This is a genomic window from Pseudomonas sp. S3E12, assembly GCF_001702295.1.
GTDB classification, from domain to species: Bacteria; Pseudomonadota; Gammaproteobacteria; order Pseudomonadales; family Pseudomonadaceae; genus Aquipseudomonas; species Aquipseudomonas marginalis.
Map to the genome: position 1 here is coordinate 882,717 of NZ_MBDT01000032.1, position 21,049 is coordinate 903,765.

16 protein-coding genes and 2 pseudogenes are annotated in these 21,049 nt (G+C 62.6%); 13 read left to right on the forward strand and 5 right to left on the reverse strand.

Annotated features, from left to right (window positions below):
• Window positions 1-34 precede the first annotated feature (34 nt).
• The 3 genes and pseudogenes from BB029_RS34420 to BB029_RS28265 form a co-directional block, all read left to right on the forward strand.
• Window positions 35-721 (forward strand): annotated as a pseudogene (locus BB029_RS34420) (PAS domain-containing protein); the annotation flags it as partial.
• A gap of 102 nt (window positions 722-823) precedes the next feature.
• Window positions 824-1,258, forward strand: a pseudogene (locus BB029_RS34425) (methyl-accepting chemotaxis protein); the annotation flags it as partial.
• Window positions 1,259-1,319: 61 nt separating this feature from the next.
• Window positions 1,320-1,529 carry a hypothetical protein gene (locus tag BB029_RS28265; protein WP_141696597.1) on the forward strand — a complete coding sequence of 70 codons (210 nt, stop codon included), beginning with the start codon at window positions 1,320-1,322 and terminating at the stop codon, window positions 1,527-1,529.
• Between the two features lie 141 nt (window positions 1,530-1,670).
• On the opposite strand, the gene BB029_RS32585 is transcribed toward BB029_RS28265, so the two are convergent.
• Window positions 1,671-2,039 (reverse strand): hypothetical protein, encoded by a 369-nt coding sequence (locus tag BB029_RS32585; protein ID WP_083236505.1) that lies wholly within the window; start codon window positions 2,037-2,039, stop codon window positions 1,671-1,673.
• Window positions 2,040-2,339: 300 nt separating this feature from the next.
• Here BB029_RS32585 and BB029_RS28270 point away from each other — a divergent pair, with 300 nt between their 5' ends.
• The 4 genes from BB029_RS28270 (at window position 2,340) to dapA (ending at window position 5,062) form a co-directional block, all read left to right on the forward strand.
• Complete coding sequence (locus BB029_RS28270; RefSeq protein ID WP_065941726.1) at window positions 2,340-2,960, forward strand: LysE family translocator; 621 nt, start codon at window positions 2,340-2,342, stop codon at window positions 2,958-2,960.
• Between the two features lie 9 nt (window positions 2,961-2,969).
• On the forward strand, window positions 2,970-3,362 hold the full coding sequence (locus tag BB029_RS28275) for an ester cyclase (RefSeq protein WP_065941727.1): 393 nt from the start codon (window positions 2,970-2,972) through the stop codon (window positions 3,360-3,362).
• A 33-nt stretch (window positions 3,363-3,395) separates the two neighbouring features.
• Window positions 3,396-3,875, forward strand: a complete 480-nt coding sequence (locus tag BB029_RS28280; RefSeq protein ID WP_065941728.1) for a VOC family protein — start codon at window positions 3,396-3,398, stop codon at window positions 3,873-3,875.
• Window positions 3,876-4,198: 323 nt separating this feature from the next.
• Window positions 4,199-5,062, forward strand: coding sequence for a 4-hydroxy-tetrahydrodipicolinate synthase (dapA, locus tag BB029_RS28290; protein WP_065941730.1), 864 nt, complete (start codon window positions 4,199-4,201; stop codon window positions 5,060-5,062).
• Between the two features lie 513 nt (window positions 5,063-5,575).
• Here the strand turns inward: dapA and BB029_RS28295 are convergent.
• Together BB029_RS28295 and atzF are read right to left on the reverse strand one after the other, a co-directional pair.
• Window positions 5,576-6,268: a GntR family transcriptional regulator gene (locus tag BB029_RS28295; protein ID WP_065941731.1), complete on the reverse strand. Its 693-nt coding sequence runs from the start codon at window positions 6,266-6,268 to the stop codon at window positions 5,576-5,578.
• Window positions 6,269-6,270: 2 nt separating this feature from the next.
• On the reverse strand, window positions 6,271-8,067 hold the full coding sequence (gene atzF, locus BB029_RS28300) for an allophanate hydrolase (protein ID WP_065941732.1): 1,797 nt from the start codon (window positions 8,065-8,067) through the stop codon (window positions 6,271-6,273).
• Between the two features lie 245 nt (window positions 8,068-8,312).
• Between atzF and BB029_RS28305 the strand changes: the two genes are divergently transcribed.
• Both BB029_RS28305 and BB029_RS28310 read left to right on the forward strand, forming a co-directional pair.
• The gene (locus tag BB029_RS28305) at window positions 8,313-9,689 is read left to right on the forward strand and encodes a pyridoxal-phosphate dependent enzyme (RefSeq protein ID WP_027608450.1); all 1,377 of its coding nucleotides are present in this window, start codon (window positions 8,313-8,315) and stop codon (window positions 9,687-9,689) included.
• Complete coding sequence (locus BB029_RS28310) at window positions 9,686-10,852, forward strand: cystathionine gamma-synthase (protein ID WP_065941733.1); 1,167 nt, start codon at window positions 9,686-9,688, stop codon at window positions 10,850-10,852. The genes BB029_RS28305 and BB029_RS28310 overlap by 4 nt, the downstream gene beginning before the upstream one ends.
• A 64-nt stretch (window positions 10,853-10,916) precedes the next feature.
• Here the strand turns inward: BB029_RS28310 and BB029_RS28315 are convergent, their stop codons facing one another.
• Window positions 10,917-13,115, reverse strand: a complete 2,199-nt coding sequence (locus BB029_RS28315) for an OsmC domain/YcaO domain-containing protein (protein WP_065941734.1) — start codon at window positions 13,113-13,115, stop codon at window positions 10,917-10,919.
• A 247-nt stretch (window positions 13,116-13,362) separates the two neighbouring features.
• Here BB029_RS28315 and BB029_RS28320 point away from each other — a divergent pair, with 247 nt between their 5' ends.
• From BB029_RS28320 to BB029_RS28335, 4 genes are all read left to right on the forward strand, one after another.
• On the forward strand, window positions 13,363-14,844 hold the full coding sequence (locus tag BB029_RS28320) for a PAS domain-containing methyl-accepting chemotaxis protein (RefSeq protein ID WP_371914636.1): 1,482 nt from the start codon (window positions 13,363-13,365) through the stop codon (window positions 14,842-14,844).
• A gap of 135 nt (window positions 14,845-14,979) precedes the next feature.
• Window positions 14,980-15,600, forward strand: coding sequence for a LysE family translocator (locus BB029_RS28325; protein WP_065941736.1), 621 nt, complete (start codon window positions 14,980-14,982; stop codon window positions 15,598-15,600).
• A gap of 133 nt (window positions 15,601-15,733) precedes the next feature.
• Window positions 15,734-16,669 carry a DMT family transporter gene (locus BB029_RS28330; RefSeq protein WP_065941737.1) on the forward strand — a complete coding sequence of 312 codons (936 nt, stop codon included), beginning with the start codon at window positions 15,734-15,736 and terminating at the stop codon, window positions 16,667-16,669.
• Between the two features lie 148 nt (window positions 16,670-16,817).
• On the forward strand, window positions 16,818-18,155 hold the full coding sequence (locus tag BB029_RS28335) for an MFS transporter (protein ID WP_065941738.1): 1,338 nt from the start codon (window positions 16,818-16,820) through the stop codon (window positions 18,153-18,155).
• 54 nt (window positions 18,156-18,209) lie between these two features.
• Here the strand turns inward: BB029_RS28335 and mdeB are convergent, their stop codons facing one another.
• The gene (mdeB, locus tag BB029_RS28340) at window positions 18,210-20,888 is read right to left on the reverse strand and encodes an alpha-ketoglutarate dehydrogenase (protein WP_065941739.1); all 2,679 of its coding nucleotides are present in this window, start codon (window positions 20,886-20,888) and stop codon (window positions 18,210-18,212) included.
• Between the last annotated feature and the right edge of the window lie 161 nt (window positions 20,889-21,049).

Here is a 21,049-nt window from a genome sequence, read left to right on the forward strand (position 1 = left end):
ACTGCGCCAACTGCGCGATGGCCTGAACCGTGAAATGCTGACGTTGAGTATCGACTCGACATTCAAGATCACCGCATGCAACGACAACTTTGCCAAGTCGTTGGGCTACACCCCGGAGCAACTTCGAGGCCGTGCCATGGCCGAGATCGTCCCGCAGTACGTCTCCAAGCTGCCCTGCTTTCATAATTTCCGAGCGGCGGTCGCCGCTGGCAAGTCCATTACCGACGATTACCGCTACCTGCATGCCGACGGCTCATTGATATGGCTGCATGCACATTGGCAGCCGATCACGGATGCGAGCGGCCAGTTGAGTCATGTCACCTGCTATGCAACGAACATTACCGCCCGGGTAGAAAAAGCCTCGGAAAACACTTCTTTCATCCAGGCATTGCTGCGCTCGACGGCGGTGATCGAGTTCGACCTCTCCGGGCATGTCATCACCGCCAATGAACAGTTCCTGCACGCCATGGGCTACAGCCTGGAACAAGCCAAAGGCAGCCACCACCGGATTTTCTGCAAGCCGGAGGAAACCTCGTCCCAGCACTACAAGGATTTCTGGGCAACCCTGAACAGGGGCGAGTTTGTAGCCGGCCGATTTGAACGCGTTGACAGCCGCGGCCAGACCGTGTGGCTGGAAGCAACCTACAACCCGGTGTATGACACTGAAGGCACACTGTGCAAGGTGGTCAAGTTCGCCACGGTGGTCTCCGACCAGGTTGCCCGGGAACAGGAAGTCAGTGGCGCGGCGCAAACCGCATTTGAAATTTCCCGGCAGACCGATGTCAGTGCCGAGCGCGGAGCCGTGGTGGTCAACGACACGATGCATACCATGCATAAAATCGCCGCTGATATGCAGGCGGCCGCCGGCGGAGTCGAAGCCCTCGGAAAACAGTCACTGCTGATCAGTTCGATCATTCAGACCATCAGCAGCATTGCCCAGCAAACCAACCTGCTGGCATTGAATGCCGCGATTGAAGCCGCCCGTGCAGGCGAGCAAGGTCGCGGCTTTGCGGTGGTGGCTGATGAAGTGCGGCAACTGGCCGGACGCACCAGCACGGCGACGGAAGAAATCGCCTCGGTGGTGCTGCAGAACCAGAAACTGGTGGATGAGACCGTAGCAGAAATGGCCAACAGCAAGTCCCAGGCAGAGCAAGGTCTTGAACTCGCCACGCAGGCAGGCCAGGTCATTGTGGAAATTCAGGACGGCGCCAAGCGGGTGGTCGACGCGGTGGGCAGGTTTGCGAACCAGGTGGCTTGACTGGCCCGCAGTGGCGCAGGCGAATTCGAGAGCGATGACATAGCAATCGATGGTGGCCACTGTGAAGCTGTCTTTTGAGGGTTGGATGCAAATGAACTATTTGCTGAACGCCTGGAATGCCTGCAAAAAACCAGCGACTAAAGGGGAGCTTGTCTTCGAAGAGCTTGGTGCCTCTGCTGAGCGGCAGATTTTCAGTATCGTCGATCGGAAGGCAGGTAACGCCCGGGCAGGATCGAAAGCTGCCTCACTGGATGCGGACTTATCAAGCTAGGCTCCAGCAGCCTGACGATGGGCGATAGGGAAACTCATCGGCAAGTTTCGGCCAGAAGCGGACAGTTTCACAGGCTTAGCAGCGCTTCCTTGAAGCTCGAAGGCGTCTACAGAAGCAGGGGCGATTCAGCCCCCGCCAGTCCTAAAATCGAGACGGCGGTTCATTTCCAGCTTTGATGTGTGAAAAGACATGGTCTGGATCTGCCTGGCACCAATATCTGAACAGAAGGCTAGGTTCGGTATCCCCAAAATACTGACTCAGGGAGCTCTCGGCGGGGATTAACAATTTAGTTTCTGGCCATTGCTGAGCTAAAACACCTATATGTTTGCCAGACGAACAAATAATCCACGTCGCCTTGCCTCCACTGATGCCAGGCAGGTAACCCATACCTTGGATCGCTTCGAACAAAGTGCGCAGTGTTACTGCTGGATCAAGCCTGATTGATGTCCTACAACTTTCCAGATCATCCCCTGCATGCACGCTATCCCGATCAATTTGAATGACCAACATGAATATTCCTTTTTAGCGTTGTGTGATTACTAGAATGCCAGCGTAGGAATGCCAGCAGCTATCTGTCTACAGTCCGCTTTTGGCCGAAAGCGCTCCGTCCAAGCATAGAGGTATCAAGCCAGACTCAAGCAAATGGAAAACTACATCCCCCTGACCGGAATCGATCTGGCACCCGCTTCTCTTTAAATCCAACCTGCTCAACGCGCACTGGCATCTTTTCGCCGCCAACGCGCACATTGTCCAACCACCTCCACTCCCCTTATCCTCGACGCTCCCCGTCCGTCCCAAACCGGAGCCGCCATGGACCTCGCCACCCTCGCCCTGTTCCTCCCCGCCTGCTTCGCCCTGAACATGGCGCCCGGCCCCAATAACTTGTTGTCCGTGAGCAACTCCACCCGCTATGGCTACCGCACCTCCTGCCTGGCCGGTATCGGTCGCATGCTGGCCTTTGCCGGCATGATCGCCCTCGCCTCTGCGGGGTTGGCGGTGGTGTTGCAAACCTCGGAACTGTTGTTCTACGCGATCAAGATCCTGGGCGCGGCGTATCTGTTGTATCTGGCGTTTCAACTGTGGCGCGCAAATCCCCAGTCGGAGGCGGAATCGGTAACCGCCAAGGTGAGCCTATGGGCACTGGCGCGACAGGAGTTCCTGGTGGCGGCGGGCAACCCGAAGGCGATCCTGATCTTCACCGCGTTCCTTCCGCAGTTCGTGGTGCCAGGCCAGCCGATCACGCCGCAATTCGCCGTGCTGGGCGCGCTGTTCCTGGTGTTGGAATGGATCGCCATCAGCCTCTACGCCTATATGGGCCTGCACATGCGTCGCTGGTTTGCCGAGCCGCGTGGCAAGCGGATATTCAATCGCTGCTGTGCGGGGTTGTTGTCGGCGGCGGCGACGGTGTTGTTGACCGCGCGCAGGACTTGAGGAAAAAACATGACCCGCAACCAACTTGCCGACCTTTACCTCGGCTACATCGATTGCCTCAACCGGCAGGATTGGAACCGCCTGGGCGACTTCGTCCACCCTGACGTGGCCTATAACGCCAAGGTAGTCGGCCTGGAGGGCTACCGCGCCATGCTGGAGCGCGACTTTCGCGAGATCCCCGACCTGGTGTTCCACATCCAGTTGCTGATCGCCGATCCGCCCACCGTCGCCAGCCGGCTGAACTTCAATGTCACGCCCCGGGGCGAGTTTTTCGAGCTGGCGATCAATGGTCGCAAGGTGGCGTTCTCGGAGAACGTTTTCTACACGTTCGTCGACGGCAAAATCGCCCAGGTCTGGTCGGTGATCGACAAGGCGGCGATCGAACGGCAGTTGGCCGTCTAAACTCCATGGACCCATTGTCCGTGGAGACCGATCATGAAACCCAAGAACACCCTCTGCCTCTGGTACAACGGCACCGCCGAGGAGGCTGCGCGCTTCTACGCCAGCACCTTCCCCGACAGCACGCTCGACGCCGTGCACCTGGCCCCCGGTGACTACCCGTCCGGCAAACAGGGCGATGTGCTCACGGTGGAATTCACCGTGATGGGCATCCCGTGCATCGGCCTCAATGGCGGCCCGATATTCCCCCACAGCGAAGCGTTTTCCTTCCAGGTCGCCACCGATGACCAGGCCGAAACCGATCGCTACTGGAACGCCATTATCGACAACGGCGGCCAGGCCAGCGCCTGCGGTTGGTGCAAGGATAAATGGGGATTGTCGTGGCAAATCACGCCTCGGGTGTTGACCGATGCGGTGGCCAACCCTGACCCGACAATAGCCAAACGTGCTTTCGACGCGATGATGACCATGACCAAAATCGACATTGCGGCGATTGAAACCGCGATAAAAGGCTGAGCCACCTGCACCGGTGCATTCAAGCCACGGGGGAAGTTGACACACCTCGTAATATTCCATGAAGATAGCCCCAGTCTTCATGGGTGTGTCAGCTTATGTCCGCAACCTCAGTGGTTAACCTTTCCGTCATTGGCTTGATTGCCAAGGCGCAAGGTTGCGTGGCGCACGCCCTCAAATCGAAGAAACAGTCGCTCATGTGACCGGGGCGCGCTGTCCCGTCAGATGAGCTGACAGGACATTGAGCGCGGACTCCCTCCCCCCTTGCACAATTGCCCATGCCTTTCTGACGGTGACTCAAACGGTCAATCATCAGGAGAAAGTGCATGTCATCGTTTCAAGGTATCTGGGTTCCCGTGGTCACGCCGTTCCAGGATGGCGCCATCGATTTTGTCGGCCTGCACCGCCTGGTCAGCCACCTGCTGGACAAGCACGTGGCCGGGATCATGGTGTGCACCACCACCGGCGAAGCCGCATCGCTCAGCCGCCAGGAACAACTGGCCGTGCTGGATGCGGTATTGCAACAGGTGCCCGCCCACCGTGTGGTGATGGGCCTGGCGGGCAATAACCAGATTGAATTGCTGCAATTCCAGGTCGAGGTCCTCAAGCGCCCGCTGGCAGGTTTGCTGGTGCCGGCACCGAGTTACATCCGCCCTTCCCAGGCCGGCCTTGAAGCGTTCTTTCGCACGGTGGCCGATGCGTCCAGCGTGCCGATCATTCTCTACGACATTCCCTACCGTACCGGCGTGACCTTCGAGCAGGCGACCTTGCTGAACATCGTCGCGCACCCGCAGATCGTGGCGATCAAGGACTGCGGCGGCAACCTGGGCAATACCCTTGCGATGCTGGCCAGCGGTGAGGTGGATGTGTTGTGTGGCGAGGACCTGCAGATCTTCAATGCGCTGTGCCTGGGCGCCAGCGGCGCGATTGCCGCGTCGGCCCATGTGTGCACTGAACAGTTTGTAGCGCTGTGGCAACAGGTACGGGATAACCAGTTGGCTGAGGCGCGGGCGACGTTCCTTGGCTTGGTGCCGTTGATCAACACGCTGTTCATGGAGCCCAACCCGGCGCCGGTGAAAGCCGCACTGGCGCTGGAGGGTTTGATCGAGAGTGAGTTGCGGGCGCCGATGCAGCGGGCAACCCAGGCGGTCATCGCAAAGCTGCAAAGGCTTTCACGCCAGGCCCAGTAACCCGTGGTGAGCGAGCTTGCCCGCTCACCACAGCAAGCCCGCTCATCACAATAAGCTTGCGCAGGCTCACCCAATAACGCATTCGAGAGTGCACCTCCACGCCCCACGTGATCTGAGGACTACTCGTAACCTGTGGTGAGCGGGCTTGCCCCGCGTTGGGCTGCGCAGCAGACCCAAAACCAGGCGCTGCGGTTTACCTGACAGAACACAGGGAGCCTGATTGGGGCTGTTGCGCAGCCCGGCGCGGGGCAAGCCCGCTCACCACAATAAGCTTGCGCAGGCTCACCCAATAACGCATTCGAGAGTGCACCTCCACACCCCACGTGATCTGAGGACTACTCGTAACCTGTGGTGAGCGGGCTTGCCCCGCGCTGGGCTGCGAAGCAGACCCAAAACCAGGCGCTGCGGTTTACCTGACAGAACACAGGGAGCCTGATTGGGGCTGCTTCGCAGCCCAGCGCGGGGCAAGCCCGCTCACCACAACAAGCCCGCTCACCACAGAAGCTCAGGGCATCAGGAAATCTGCGCCTCCACCTGCCGGGCCGTATGCAACCGGTGCAACGTGATCTCGCGCACCGCCTGCTTGCTCAGTTCGATATGCCGTTTCAGCAGGTGCTGCGCCTGGTCAGCCTGGCGTTGCACGATGGCCGCAAGTATTTGCCCATGCTCTTCGTACGTCGCAGCAATGCGGGGCGCCTGGGTAAAGTCGAGCCGCCGGATGATGCGGATCTGCTCCGTGATGGCGTAGTGCATGCGCGCCATTTCACGGTTGCCGGTGGCTTCCACCAACGCGCAATGAAAACGCTCATCCAGCGCCGATACGGCCTGGGCGTCCTCCAGGCGCTCGCCCTCCTGCACCTGCCAGGTGGCCTGCAACGCCTGCAGCATCGGGTTCGGTTCGTCCATCGCACATAACCGGCCGACAGCCGCCAGTTCCAACACGATGCGCACGTCGTAGAGCTCTTCGAAGTAGGCGAAATCGAACGGTTTCACCTGCCAGCCGCTGCGAAAATACACCTCCAGATACCCTTCCCGTTCCAAGCGATACAGCGCCTGACGCACCGGCGTGCGGCTGGCGTGCATGCGTTCGGCCACCTCGCCTTCGCTGAAACGATCGCCCGGCAGCAGGCGGAAGTCGAAGATATCCGCCTTGAGCTGGGCGTAGATCTGCTCGGCCAGGCTGTCGGGGCGTGTCTTGGCCCGCATGCTTAACCGCGACTCGCAATAAAGGCGCGCCAGCCACCGAACTCGGTGATGTCGAGGGCGTCGGCCAGTGCCCAGGGCTCGCAGATGAAACCTTTGACGCTGCGCCCATCCGCCAGCAGCAGGTTGCCGATCCCCAGCGGCGCGGGAATCTCGGCGACGAACTCACCGAAGCGTGCCAGGGGCATGTCCCACAGCTCGACGATGATCGCCCGACCGCTGTCCGCCTTGGCCAGCCCTGGCTTGGGCGGTACGGTGCCGGGCAGCGCGTACAGGCGGTAGGTGTCGGCCGTCAGGGTTTGCTCCACCAGCACCGCGTTACGCGTCGTCAGTTGGACATTCAGTGGCATGCCGGTGAGATGTGCACCCACCACCGCCACGCGCACGCAGCCGGGGGCTTGGGCGGGTGCGGACGGTGCCGGCAGATAGCGCTGGGTGGCGCCCAAAGGCAGCTCCAGGCTGGCTTGCCAGCGCTTGCCCAGGTGCGCCAGCGCCGTGTCATGCCAGGCCGGTGCGAGCAAAGTAATGCCGCTGGGCAAGCCATCGGCACGCAAACCGGCCGGCAGCGCCAGGGCCGAGAGGTCGGCCAGGTTGGTAAAGTTGGTGTAGTAGCCGAACTGCGAGTTGTAGCGCACCGGCTCCTCCGCCATCTCGGCCATGGTGCGCAGGGTTGGCGAAGTCGGCACCAGCAAGGCATCGAAACCGGCCAGGCTGTCATTGATACGGCGGCTCAGTTCGGCCCGCAGGTATTCGGCTTTGTAGGCGTCGCAGGCGCTGTACCGGCGGCCATTTTCGACAATGCCGCGCACCACCGGGTTGATTGCCTCGGGCTGGTTTTCCAGCATGCTTTCCAGGGCTACGGTGCGTTCGGCAACCCAAGGGCCGAAGTACAGCTGGTCCGCCAGTTCCTTGAACGCAGTGAAATCCACCGGGGTGATTACCGCGCCCAGCGCCTTGAAGTGCTCGACCGCCTGTTCGAACACGGCCTGGTTCTGGGTATCGCCGAAAAACTCCAGGGCCGCCGGGATGGCCAGCTTGATCGAAGCGCCCACCGCCACTGGCGCCGTGTTGGGGTTGGCGCGGGAATAGGCATCGCTGGCGTCGTATCCCGCCGCAACGTGCGCGACGGTCTCGGCATCTTCCACGGTCAACGCAAACACCGAGACGCAATCCACCGTGCGGCAAGCCGGCACCAGGCCGGTATTGGACAAACGCCCCTTGGTCGGCTTCAACCCGACGATATTGTTAAACCCCGCCGGTACACGCCCGGAGCCCGCCGTGTCGGTGCCCAGGGAAAACGCCACCAGGCCACGGGCGACCACCGACGCAGAACCGGAGCTGGAGCCGCCGCTGACGTAATCCCCATTGAAACTGTTGCCCACCGCGCCATACGGCGAGCGGGTGCCCACCAGGCCGGTGGCGAACTGATCGAGGTTGGTCTTGCCCATCAGGATTGCGCCGGCGGCGCGCAGCTTCTGCACGACCGAGGCATCCCGGGGCGCGCGATAGGCAAATTCGGGGCAGGCGGCAGTGGTGTCCCAGCCGGCCGCGTCGATGTTGTCCTTGATCGCAAACGGCACGCCATACAACGGCAGCCGGGTCATATCGCCGCCCTGGGCTGCCAATCGTTCGCTCAACTGCGCCAGTTGCTCGGCCAATGCCTGCGGTTGAGCGCGGGCGATCCAGGCGCTGTCCTCGGCGGGGTATTGCGCGGCCAGGGTTAGCAAAATGTCCGGCGTGATCGCGCTGCTGCGGTAAGCGGCCTGCCATTCACCGAGGGTCCAGCCAACAACGTTGTGCATGGGAAACTCCATCTTGTATCCAAGTTTGGATTTATCTAAGCAAAGCCCACGCCAGGTCACTCTGCCAATGAATACAAGGGTATCGCCGCAAAACGTGCGCGTAGATGGCGCACCCGGGCATCGTCCATGCGCCAAAAAAAGACATTCAATCGACCCCTCGGTTGCGACCGCGCCAATACCGACCTACTGTTCCAGACCATGCTCTGCCATTTGCTGTCCCCCACCCTAAGCCTTCAGGTGACGACATGCCCACGCTCCCCCGCCCTGCCGTACTCGAACTGATCGGCAACACGCCGCTGGTTCGGGTCAGCCGTTTCGATACCGGCCCCTGCACGCTGTTCCTCAAGCTTGAATCCCAGAACCCCGGCGGTTCCATCAAGGACCGCATCGGCCTGGCCATGATCGACGCCGCCGAGCGCGACGGCCGCCTGCGCCCCGGCGGCACCATCATTGAAGCCACCGCCGGCAACACCGGCCTGGGCCTGGCGCTGGTGGGCCGGGCGAAAGGTTATCGGGTGGTGCTGGTGGTGCCCGACAAGATGTCCACGGAAAAAGTGCTGCACCTCAAGGCCATGGGCGCCGAGGTACATATCACCCGCTCCGATGTCGGCAAGGGCCATCCCGAGTATTACCAGGACATGGCCGCGCGGCTGGCCAAGGAGATTGACGGCTGTTTCTTCGCCGACCAATTCAACAACCCGGCCAACCCCCTGGCCCACGAGACCAGCACTGCGCCGGAGATCTGGGCACAGACCCAACACGATGTGGACGCGATCGTGGTGGGCGTCGGCTCGGCCGGCACCCTCACCGGCCTGACGCGCTTCTTCAAACGGGTGCAGCCCGAGCTGGAAATGGTCCTCGCCGACCCGGTGGGTTCGGTGATGGCCGAATACAGCCGCAGCGGCAAGCTGGAAACACCCGGCTCGTGGGCGGTGGAAGGCATCGGCGAGGACTTCATCCCGTCGATTGCCGACCTGTCCAGCGTGCGCCACGCCTACTCCATCAGCGATGAAGACAGCTTCGACCACGCCCGCCAACTGCTCAAGGCCGAGGGCATTCTCGGCGGTTCCTCCACCGGTACCCTGTTCGCGGCCGCGCTGCGCTATTGCCGCGAACAAACCGTGCCCAAGCGCGTGGTCACCTTTGTTTGCGACACCGGTACCCGCTACCTCTCGAAGGTCTACAACGACCAATGGATGACCGATGCGGGCCTGCTGCACTACAAGCACTACGGCGACCTGCGCGACTTGATCGCGCGGCGCTTCGAAGATGGCCGCGTGATCAGCGTAAGCCCCGACGACACCCTGCTCACCGCCTTCCAGCGCATGCGCCTGGCAGACGTGTCGCAACTGCCGGTGCTGGTGGACGGCCGCGAACTGGTGGGGGTGATCGATGAGTCCGACATCCTGCTGGGCCTGCACCATGACGCGGCGGATTTCTCCATGATGGTCGCCAGCGCCATGAGCGACAAAGTCCACACCCTGGCCCCCGGCGCCAGCCTGGCCGAATTGCAGGCTGAACTGGATCGCGGCCTGGTCGCCATCATTGCCGACGCGGCGGGCTTTCACGGCCTGATCACCCGCGTCGACCTGCTCAACCACCTGCGGAGATCCCTTGCATGAGCCAGCCCGATAAAAGCGCGTTTGCCACCCGTGTGATCCACGCCGGGCAATCACCCGACCCGACCACGGGCGCGCTGATGCCGCCGATCTACGCCAACTCCACCTACCTGCAGGACAGCCCCGGCGTACACAAGGGCTTCGACTACGGCCGCTCCCACAACCCCACGCGGTTTGCCCTGGAGCGCTGCGTGGCCGACCTCGAAGGCGGCAGCCAGGCGTTTGCCTTCGCGTCCGGGCTGGCAGCAATCTCCACGGTGCTGGAGTTGCTGGATGCCGGCGCCCATATCGTGTCCGGCAACGACCTCTACGGCGGCACCTTCCGCCTGTTCGACAAGGTGCGCCAGCGCAGTGCCGGGCACCGTTTCAGCTTTGTCGACCTGAGTGATGTGGCGGCGTTCGAAGCGTCCCTGCAGGACGACACGCGCATGGTCTGGGTCGAAACCCCAAGCAACCCGCTGCTGAGCCTCACCGACCTCGCCGCCATCGCCCGTATCTGTCGCAGCCGCGGCATTCTCTGCGTGGCCGACAACACCTTCGCCAGCCCGTGGATCCAGCGTCCGCTGGAATTGGGCTTCGACATCGTGGTGCACTCCAGCACCAAATACCTCAACGGCCACTCCGATGTGATCGGCGGTATCGCCATCGTCGGCGACAACCCCGAGTTGGCCGAGCGCGTGGGCTTTTTGCAAAACTCGGTCGGCGCCATCGCCGGCCCGTTCGACGCCTTCCTCACCCTGCGCGGGGTGAAAACCCTGGCGCTGCGCATGGAGCGCCATTGCAGCAACGCCCTCGACCTCGCCACCTGGCTGGAACGGCAACCGCAGGTATCCCGGGTCTATTACCCAGGCCTGGCATCCCACCCCCAGCACGAACTGGCACGCAGGCAGATGCGCGGGTTTGGCGGGATGATTTCAGTCGACTTGAACAGCGACCTGGCCGGCGCCACGCGCTTCCTGGAAACCGTCAAGCTCTTCGCCCTGGCCGAGAGCCTGGGCGGCGTGGAAAGCCTGATCGAACACCCGGCGATCATGACCCACGCCAGCATCCCGGCGGCGACCCGTGCGCAGTTGGGGATTGGCGACGGGTTGGTGCGGTTGTCGGTGGGGGTTGAGGACGTGGAGGATCTACGGGCAGACCTCGCCCAGGCCTTGGCCCGGATATAAATCCCCCCAGAAAACAAAGATCAACTGTGGGAGGGGGCTTGCTCCCTCCCACATTGGGTATGCGTCACCCCTGGACGATGTTGGCACGCGCCGAATGCAGCTTCTTGTAGCTCTCGATCAAGCGCAAATGCCGGTCCAGCCCTTCCAGCTTCATGCTGGTCGGCGTCAACCCATGGAAGCGCACACTGCCGTTGACCGAGCCGATCACCGCGTCCATCCGTTCATTGCCGAACATGCGGCGGAAGTTGGCTTCGTAGTCCGCCAGTTCCAGGTCGTCGTCCAGTTCCATCTCCAGCACCGCATTCATCGCCTGGTAGAACAGGCCACGCTCGGCGGTGTTGTCGTTGTACTGCAGGAACATCTCCACGCACTCCTTGGCCTCCTCGTACTGCTGCAAGGCGAGGAAGATCAGCAGCTTCAATTCGAGGATGGTCAGTTGGCCCCAGGCCGTGTTGTCGTCGAACTCGATGCCGATCAGGGTGGTGATGTCGGTGTAGTCGTCCAGCTCGCTTTCGATCAGGCGCTCGACCAACGCCTGCAATTCCGCTTCGTCCAGGCGGTGCAGGTTGAGGATGTCCTCGCGGAAAAACAGCGCCTTGTTGGTGTTGTCCCAGATCAGGTCGTCCACCGGGTAGATTTCCGAGTAGTCCGGCACCAGGATGCGGCAGGCAGTTGCGCCGAGGTGTTCGTACACCGCCATATAGGCTTCCTTGCCCATGCCTTCGAGGATGCCGAACAAAGTCGCGGCCTCCTGGGCGTTGGAGTCTTCACCCTGGCCGGAGAAGTCCCACTCGACAAATTCGTAATCCGATTGGGCGCTGAAGAAGCGCCACGACACCACACCGCTGGAGTCGATAAAGTGCTCGACGAAGTTGTTCGGCTCGGTCACCGCCTGGCCTTCGAAGGTCGGCTGCGGCAGGTCGTTCAAGCCTTCGAAGCTGCGGCCTTGCAGCAGTTCGGTGAGGCTGCGTTCCAGCGCCACTTCCAGGCTCGGGTGGGCACCGAACGAGGCGAACACGCCGCCGGTACGCGGGTTCATCAAGGTCACGCACATCACCGGGAATTCGCCGCCCAGGGACGCGTCCTTGACCAGCACCGGGAAGCCCTGGGCTTCCAGGCCTGCAATACCCGCCAGGATGCTCGGGTACTTCGCGAGCACGTCAGCCGGCACGTCCGGCAGGGCAAATTCGCCCTCGATGATTTCGCGTTTCACCGCCCGCTCGAAAATCTCCGACAGGCACTGCACCTGGGCCTCGGCCAGGGTGTTGCCGGCACTCATGCCGTTGCTGAGGTAGAGGTTCTCGATCAGGTTGGACGGGAAATACACCACCTCGCCATCCGACTGGCGCACGAACGGCAGCGAAACGATGCCGCGCGCTTCGTTGCCGGAGTTGGTGTCGAACAGGTGCGAACCGCGCAGCTCGCCGTCGCGGTTGTAGACCTTCAGGCAGTACGCGTCGAGGATTTCGTCGGGCAGTTCGTCATTCGGGCCCGGCTGGAACCAGCGTTCGTCCGGGTAATGCACGAACGGCGCGTTGGCCAGTTCCTCACCCCAGAACTGGTCGTTGTAGAAGAAGTTGCAGTTGAGCCGCTCGATGAACTCGCCCAACGCCGACGCCAGGGCGCCCTCCTTGGTCGCGCCCTTGCCATTGGTAAAGCACATCGGTGAATGGGCGTCGCGGATATGCAGCGACCACACGTTCGGCACGATATTGCGCCACGAGGCGATCTCGATCTTCATGCCCAGGCCGGCAAGGATCCCGGACATGTTGGCGATGGTCTGCTCCAGCGGCAGGTCCTTGCCGGCAATATAAGTGCCCGCCTCGCTGCCCGCGCTCGGCATCAACAGGGCCTGGGCATCGGCATCGAGGTTGTCCACTTCTTCGATCACGAACTGCGGCCCGGCCTGCACCACTTTCTTCACGGTGCAACGGTCGATGGAACGCAGGATGCCCTGGCGGTCCTTATCGGAAATATCGGCCGGCAACTCGACCTGGATCTTGAAGATCTGGTTATAGCGGTTTTCCGGATCGACAATATTGTTCTGCGACAGGCGAATATTGTCCGTGGGGATGTTGCGCGTGCTGCAGTACAACTTGACGAAGTACGCCGCGCACAACGCCGACGAGGCCAGGAAATAATCGAACGGCCCCGGTGCCGAGCCATCGCCTTTATAGCGAATAGGCTGGTCGGCAATCACCGTGAAGTCATCGAACTTGGCTTCAAGCCGGAGGTTGTCGAGAAAGTTGACCTTGATTTCCATGGGGGCACACCAGAATAACGGGCTAAACAAAAATGGCCGCCATTATGAGGTTTTTCATCGGGAAGTTTCAGGCTTTTGACCAGTGGCTGGCGAAATGAGCCATGCGCATTAATCTTCTGCCCAATGCCGCCGATGGACTGTGTGCAACCAGGGAGTAGTCGGAATGCGCAACAACCAGCCTGTAACACAGCGCGAGATTTCACTCGCGCCTTCGCAAAAACTCATCTCCGCCACCGATGTTCAAGGGATGATCACTTACTGTAACGACGCCTTCGTCGATATCAGCGGCTTTGAACGCGCCGACCTGATCGGCGCGCCCCAGAACATCGTGCGTCACCCCGACGTGCCACCCGCCGTTTTCGCGCACATGTGGAGTGCGCTCAAGCAAGGCCTGCCGTGGATGGGCATCGTCAAGAACCGCTCGAAAAACGGCGATCACTATTGGGTCAATGCCTACGTCACGCCGATCTTCGACGGCAGCCGGGTCGTTGGTTTCGAGTCGGTGCGGGTCAAGCCCACGGCCGATGAAATCCGCCGCGCCCAGGCCCTCTACCGGCGTCTGAGCCAAGGCAAGCCGGGCGTGCCGCGCCAGGATGCCTGGCTGCCGGCGGCACTGAGTTGCGTGCCGTACATGGCCACCGGTGTGGCTGGCAGCGTCGCCGGGCTGTTCCTCAGTGCACCGGTGGCCGTCGCAGTGGCCGTGGCGGTCGCGCTGCCGGTGGGCCTGCTGTGCTCACACTGGCGCCAGGGCAGTACCCTGCGTTTGTTGGAGGGGGTCGAACCCTCGACGTCGGATGCCTTGATCGCGCAGATGTACAGTGACGCATGCGGCCCACAGTCGCGTTTGGAAACCGCGTTTCTCAGCCAGACCGCGCGCCTGAAAACCTGCCTCACCCGCCTGCAGGACAGCGCCGAACAACTGAGTACCCTGGCGGGGCAATCCGATCAGTTGGCTGCCGCCAGTGCCAAAGGCCTGAACCGCCAACGCGTGGAAACCGAACAGGTCTCGGCAGCCGTCAACCAGATGGCCGCGACCACCCAGGAAGTCGCCAGCCATGTACAACGCACCGCCGACGCCACCCAACAGGCCAACGTGCTGACCGGGCGCGGCCGCGAAGTGGCGCGCGATACCCGTGAAGCCATCGAGCGTCTGTCCACCATGGTCGGCGAGACCGGGGTGACCGTGGCGCAACTGGCCAGGGACAGCGACGAAATCGGCAGCGTGGTGGATGTGATCAAGGGCATCGCCGACCAAACCAACCTGCTCGCCCTCAACGCCGCAATCGAAGCGGCGCGGGCCGGCGAACAAGGCCGAGGCTTTGCCGTGGTAGCCGACGAAGTGCGCCAACTGGCCCAGCGCACGTCACAATCGACCACCCAGATCCATGGGCTGATCACCAAGCTCCAGGCATCCTCCAGCAACGCGGTGCAAAGCATGGAAAACGGCCAGCGCCAGGCCCAGGAAGGCGTGACCTGGGTGCTGGAAGCGGACCAGGCCCTGGTGGGGATCAGCGAAGCGGTGTCGCATATCACCGACATGACCACCCAGATCGCCGCCGCCACCGAAGAACAAAGCGCCGTCGCCGAGGAGATCAGCCGCAACATCACCACCATCGCCGAACTGGCCGACCAGACCTCGATACAAGCCCATCAATCCACGGACCTGAGCAAGGAACTGACCAATACCGCGGCCACCCAATACGCGTTGGTTGAGCGCTTCAACCGCTGAAGGCAGACAAGCTTCTCTAGTAAGCCCGCTTACTGTGGTGAGCGGGCTTGCCACAACAAGCCCGCTCGCCACAAGATAACCACTCATGCCAAGCTTGGGTTAACGCCCACTCATCCCTCTGCATGAAGCCCGCTCATGTCCATCGCCGACAACCTCCTCGCCTTCACCTTCGCCGCCACCCTGCTGACCCTCACGCCCGGGCTCGACACCGCCCTGGTCCTGCGCACCGCCACGGTGGAAGGCAAGCGCCAGGCGCTGCAGGCCACGCTGGGCATCAACGCGGGTTGCCTGGTGTGGGGCGCCGCGGTTGCCTTTGGCCTGGGCGCGCTGATCGCGGTGTCGGAGATGGCGTTCAACCTGCTCAAGTACTGCGGCGCGGCTTACCTGGCCTGGCTGGGGCTGAACATGCTGGTGCGTCCGCGCCGCTCATTGGCACCCGCTTCAGCCGATGGCAAGCCCGGCGGCAACTGGTTTATCAAGGGCATGCTGGGCAATGTGCTGAACCCCAAGGTGGGGATTTTCTACGTGTCGTTCCTGCCGCAATTTATCCCCCAAGGGCATTCGCTGATTGCCTGGACCTTCGGCCTGGTGGGCATCCATGTGCTGCTCGGGCTGCTGTGGTCGCTGGTATTGATCGGCGCCACGCAGTCGCTGTCCGGGTTCCTGCGCCGCGAAAAGGTCATCCAATGGATGGATCGCACCACCGGTGTGATCTTCTTGCTGTTTGCCGCAAAGCTCGCGCTCAGCAGGCGCTGAGTTTTTTCCAGACCAAATCCCTCCTTGCTCCCTCGGCGCAAACACGCTACAAATCACCCCGTCGCGAAGTTGTACGACAACCTAAAAATAAATCGCCATCCCCGACGATGGCGCCAACCGCCCGAGCCCCAGCATGACTCCGCCTGCCCCGACGCAAACTGCCCCCGCCCTGTTCTCCCGCCCCATTGCCGTGTTGATTCTGCTCTGCATGGGCTGTGCCTTCGCCGGCAATCACATCGCCGCTCGCGTCGCCTTCGATGACGGCGCCGGTGTGCTGTTGGCCATTCTGCTGCGTTCAGGCGGCACCTTGCTGGTGCTGGCGGTGCTGGTACTGTGGCAACGCCAAAACCTGCGCCTGCCCGCAGGTGCATGGCGCTGGCAAGTGCTGCTGGGCCTGCTTATCGCCACCCAGAGCCTGTGCCTCTACTCCGCCGTCGCCCGTGTGCCGGTGGCGCTGGCGCTGCTGGTGGGTAACGTGTTCCCGATTCTGCTTGCCCTGCTCACGTGGGCATTCGGCGGCCCACGTCCGACGGCGCGCACCGCCTTGCTGATGGGCTTGATCCTGGTGGGCCTGGTGTTTGTGCTGGACGTACCCGGCCGCCTCTCGAGCAGTGCCGATATCGGCCCGCAATGGCTGCTCGGCGTCAGCCTGGCCTTTTGCGCCGCCTTCGTGTTCGCCTGCGCGCTGTGGATCACCGACCATAAGTTGTCCCAGGTACGCGGCTCCGTGCGCAGCCTGCTGACCATCTTCATCGTGTTCAGCAGCGTCAACCTCGCCGGCCTCAGCGGCGCCCTTCCCGGCGGCCTGAACCCGCCGGCCACGGGTACCGGCTGGCTGGCACTCGCAACGTTGGTGGTGCTGTATGGCACCGGTTTTATCGTGCTGTTCATGTCGGTCCCGCGCCTGGACATGCCGCGCAATGCGCCGGTCATGAACATTGAGCCGCTGGCCACGCTGTTGATGGGCTGGGTCGTGCTCGATCAAATGCTCAGCGCCGGCCAGATAGTCGGCGGCGTCATCGTGGTGACCGGGATTGTGCTGCTGACCTATCGCAAGTCTGCCCGGTAACGATAAATCCCCGCCTGACCTGGCCCAATTCCTGCCTCCCCCATCCCACCCGGTCGCTACTGACTACGCGGACGACTCTTTTGAGCCCGGCCGCCCAACACCCTCCCCGGATAATCCAGCATCCCCGACCCCTTCCGAGGCCTTCCCCATGACGAGCCCCTCCACCGAACAGGTAAGCCCCCAAACCCTGCGCAAGGTCATCATCGCCGCCGGCATCGGTAACTTCGTCGAATGGTTTGACTTCGCCGTGTACGGTTTCCTCGCCGCCACCATCGCCCAACAGTTCTTCCCCAGCGGCGACGCCAGCGCGGCCTTGCTCAAAACCTTCGCGGTGTTCGCCGTCGCCTTCGCCTTCCGGCCCCTGGGCGGGATTTTCTTCGGCATGCTCGGCGACCGTATCGGGCGCAAGCGCACCCTGGCCATGACCATCCTGCTGATGGCCGGCGCCACCACCTTGATCGGCCTGCTGCCCACCTACGCCGCCATCGGCGTCACGGCGCCGATCCTGTTATCGCTGATCCGCTGCGCCCAGGGTTTCTCCGCCGGCGGCGAATACGCCGGTGCCTGTGCCTACCTGATGGAGCACGCGCCCCGGGACAAACGCGCCTGGTACGGCAGCTTCGTGCCGGTGTCGACGTTCTCCGCCTTCGCCGCCGCAGCCGTGGTGGCGTACGCACTCGAAGCGTCATTGTCCGCCGAGGCCATGGGCAGCTGGGGCTGGCGCCTGCCGTTCCTGATCGCCGCGCCGCTGGGCCTGGTGGGCCTTTACCTGCGCTGGAAGCTGGATGAGACGCCGGCCTTCCAGGCCGTGAAGCAGGAGCATGCGGTGGCCCACTCGCCGCTCAAGGAAACCTTGCGCAACCATGGTGCGGCGATCTGCTGCCTGGGCGCTTTTGTGTCACTGACGGCGCTGTCGTTTTATATGTTCACCACCTACTTCGCGACGTACCTGCAAGTGGCCGGTGGGCTGAGTCGCGCGATGGCGTTGCTGGTGTCGCTGATCGCGCTGATCTTCGCCGCGGCGATCTGCCCGCTGGCGGGGCTGTATTCGGATCGCGTGGGGCGTCGGGTCACGGTGATGACGGCGTGCGTGTTGTTGATGGTGGTGGTGTACCCGTCGTTCCTGATGGCCAGTTCCGGTTCGTTCGCGGCGTCCATTGTCGGCGTGATGTTGCTGGCGGTCGGTGCAGTATTGTGCGGTGTGGTGACGGCGGCGTTGCTGTCGGAGACTTTTCCGACCCGCACGCGCTATACCGCTTCGGCGATTACCTACAACATGGCGTATACGATCTTCGGCGGTACCGCGCCGCTGATGGCCACGTGGTTGATCAGCACCACCGGCAGCAACCTGTCACCGGCGTTCTACCTGATTGCCGTGGCGTTGCTGGCGTTGGCGGGCGGGCTGGCGCTGCCGGAGACCGCGAGGATTTCCCTGCATGACGTGGGCACCGAGGACAAAAGCGCAGCGCCGCTGCTCTCGCGTTAAGCACGTTCGAGTCACGGCCTGCGCAGCCTCGCCGGGGCTACAACTGCGGAGGGGTTAACAGGTCCAGGAGGCGTTGCGATCCGCCAGCAAGCCATACCGTTCAATGGCCTGCTGGCATACCTGGCGTTCAAGACTGCCCTGCTCCACCAACGCGGTAAGCGCCGCCAACACGATGTGATGCCGATCCACCTCAAAGAAATCCCGCAGCGCCGCCCGTGTATCACTGCGGCCGAACCCATCGGTGCCGAGCACGGTGTAGCTGGAGTCCAGATAGGACGCGATCATCTGCGGGACCGCCCGAACATAGTCGGACACGGCAATCACCGGTGCACCTGCCGGCAAGCAATCATTCAGGTGACTGACGCGCTTGCCGGCCTGCGGATGCAGGCGGTTCCAGCGCTCCACTTCCCGCGCCTCCCGTGCCAGTTCGCTGAAACTGGTCACGCTGTACACCTCGCTCGCCACGTGCCAATCCTCAGCCAGTAACCGCGCGGCGGCCTGGGCTTCACGCAGCAGGGTACCCGAACCGAGCAGGCGCACCCTGGCGTCGACGGCGCCTTCCAGGCGATACAGGCCCTTGATGATCGCCGCCTCCACGCCTGCGGGCAGGCTTGGCTGCGGGTAGTTTTCGTTCATCAGGGTCACGTAGTAGAACTCGTCCACATCCTGCTCCAGCATCTGGCGCATGCCGTGGTCGAGGATCACCGCAAATTCACCGGCAAACGCCGGATCGTAGGCGCGACAGTTGGGTACGGTGGCGGCGGTGAGATGGCTGCTGCCGTCCTGATGCTGCAAGCCCTCGCCGCCGAGGGTGGTGCGCCCGGCCGTGGCACCGAGCAGGAAGCCACGAGCGCGCTGGTCGGCGGCGGCCCAGATCAGGTCGCCGACGCGCTGGAAGCCGAACATCGAGTAATAGATGTAGAACGGCAGCATGCGCAGGCCATGCACCGAGTAGCTGGTGGCCGCCGCGACCCAGGAACTGATGGCACTGGCCTCGCTGATGCCTTCTTCAAGAATCTGCCCGTCGGTGGCTTCGCGGTAGCTGAGGATCGAACCAATGTCTTCCGGCTCATAGCGCTGGCCGACGCTGGAATAGATGCCGATCTGCTTGAACAGGTTGGCCATGCCGAAGGTGCGCGCCTCATCCGCCACGATGGGCACGATGCGCGGCCCGAGCGCCTTGTCCTTGAGCAGGTTGCTCAGCATGCGCACGAAGGCCATGGTGGTGGACATTTCCTTGCCGTCGGCCGCCGTGGCGAAACCGGCGTAACCGCTCACGGTCGGTACGTTTACCGGTGCTGCGGCCTGGCTACGGCTGGGCACATAACCGCCCAGGGCCGTGCGCCGCTGATGCAGGTAGCGCAACTCGAGGCTGTCATCCGCGGGTTTGAAGAAGCTCAGCGACTCGGCCTGTTCATCGCTCAGCGGCAACTGGAAGCGGTTGCGGAACGCGAGCAGCGCCTCGCGATCAAGCTTCTTCTGCTGGTGGGTGGTCATCTTGCCCTGCCCGGCCTCGCCCATGCCGAAGCCTTTTTTGGTCTGGGCCAGGATCACCGTGGGCTTGCCCTTGACCCGGCGCGCTGCGTGATAGGCGGCGTGGATCTTGACCATGTCGTGGCCGCCACGCTTGAGGCGGTCGATCTGCTCATCGCTCATGCCCTCGACCAGGCTGGCCAGCGCCGCGCTCTGGCCGAAGAAGTGTTCGCGGTTGTAGGCCCCGTCCTTGGCGGCGAAGGTCTGGAATTGACCGTCCACGGTGCTCGACAACGTGTTGACCAGGGAACCGTCGGCGTCCTTGGCGAGCAAGGCGTCCCAGTCCGAACCCCAGACCAACTTGATCACGTTCCACCCTGCCCCCGCGAACAACGCCTCCAGCTCGTCGATGATCCGCCCGTTGCCACGCACCGGGCCGTCGAGGCGTTGCAGGTTGCAGTTGACCACCCAGGTCAGGTTGTCGAGGCCTTCGCGCGCGGCCAGGGTCAGGGCCGACATGCTTTCCGGCTCGTCCATTTCGCCGTCGCCGAAGACACCCCACACGTGACGCTTGGCGGTGTCCTGCAGGCCGCGATGCTGCAGATAGCGCATGAAGCGCGCCTGGAAAATCGAACTGATGGGGCCAATGCCCATGGAGCCGGTGGGGAACTGCCAGAAGTCCGGCATCAACCACGGGTGCGGGTAGCTGCACAACCCACGCGCCCCGGCCTTGGCGCCACCGAGTTCCTGGCGATAGTGGGCCAGGTCGTCCGCGCTCAAGCGCCCTTCAAGGAAGGCGCGCGCATAAATGCCGGGGGCCGAATGCGGCTGGTAGAACACCAGGTCGCCGCCAAAGTCGTGATTGCGGGCGCGGAAAAAGTGATTGAAACCCACCTCGAACAAATCCGCCGCACTGGCGTAGCTGGCGATATGGCCACCGAGTTCGCCATAGGCCTGGTTGGCCCGCACCACCATGGCCAGGGCGTTCCAGCGTACCAGCGAGGCCAGGCGCTCTTCGGTGGCCAGGTCGCCGGGAAACGCCGGTTGCTGCTCGACGCTGATGCTATTGATGTAGGGCGTGCCGTGCCGGGGTTTCCAGTCGATGTGCGGGGCGCTGGCGTCGCGGGCCAGCAGGTCGAGGATCTGGCGTGCGCGCTCAGGGGCGGCATTGGCTACCAACGACGCCAGCGCGTCACGCCATTCGTCGAGCTCTGGTTGATCCAGGGCTGTGTGATTCACTGCACTCGCGAAACCGTTCATGGGCACCTCCGGGCTTTTTTTCCAGTTTATGTCGGTGCCTGAGGATTTTTTGCCTGTTATCAGGCGCGGTTTATAGAATTTTGAGCATGAATCACTGCCCATGGGCTTTTTCCCAGCACGTTGTGCTCAATCAACCCGAAACCTCACCAGTGTGTTTAAAA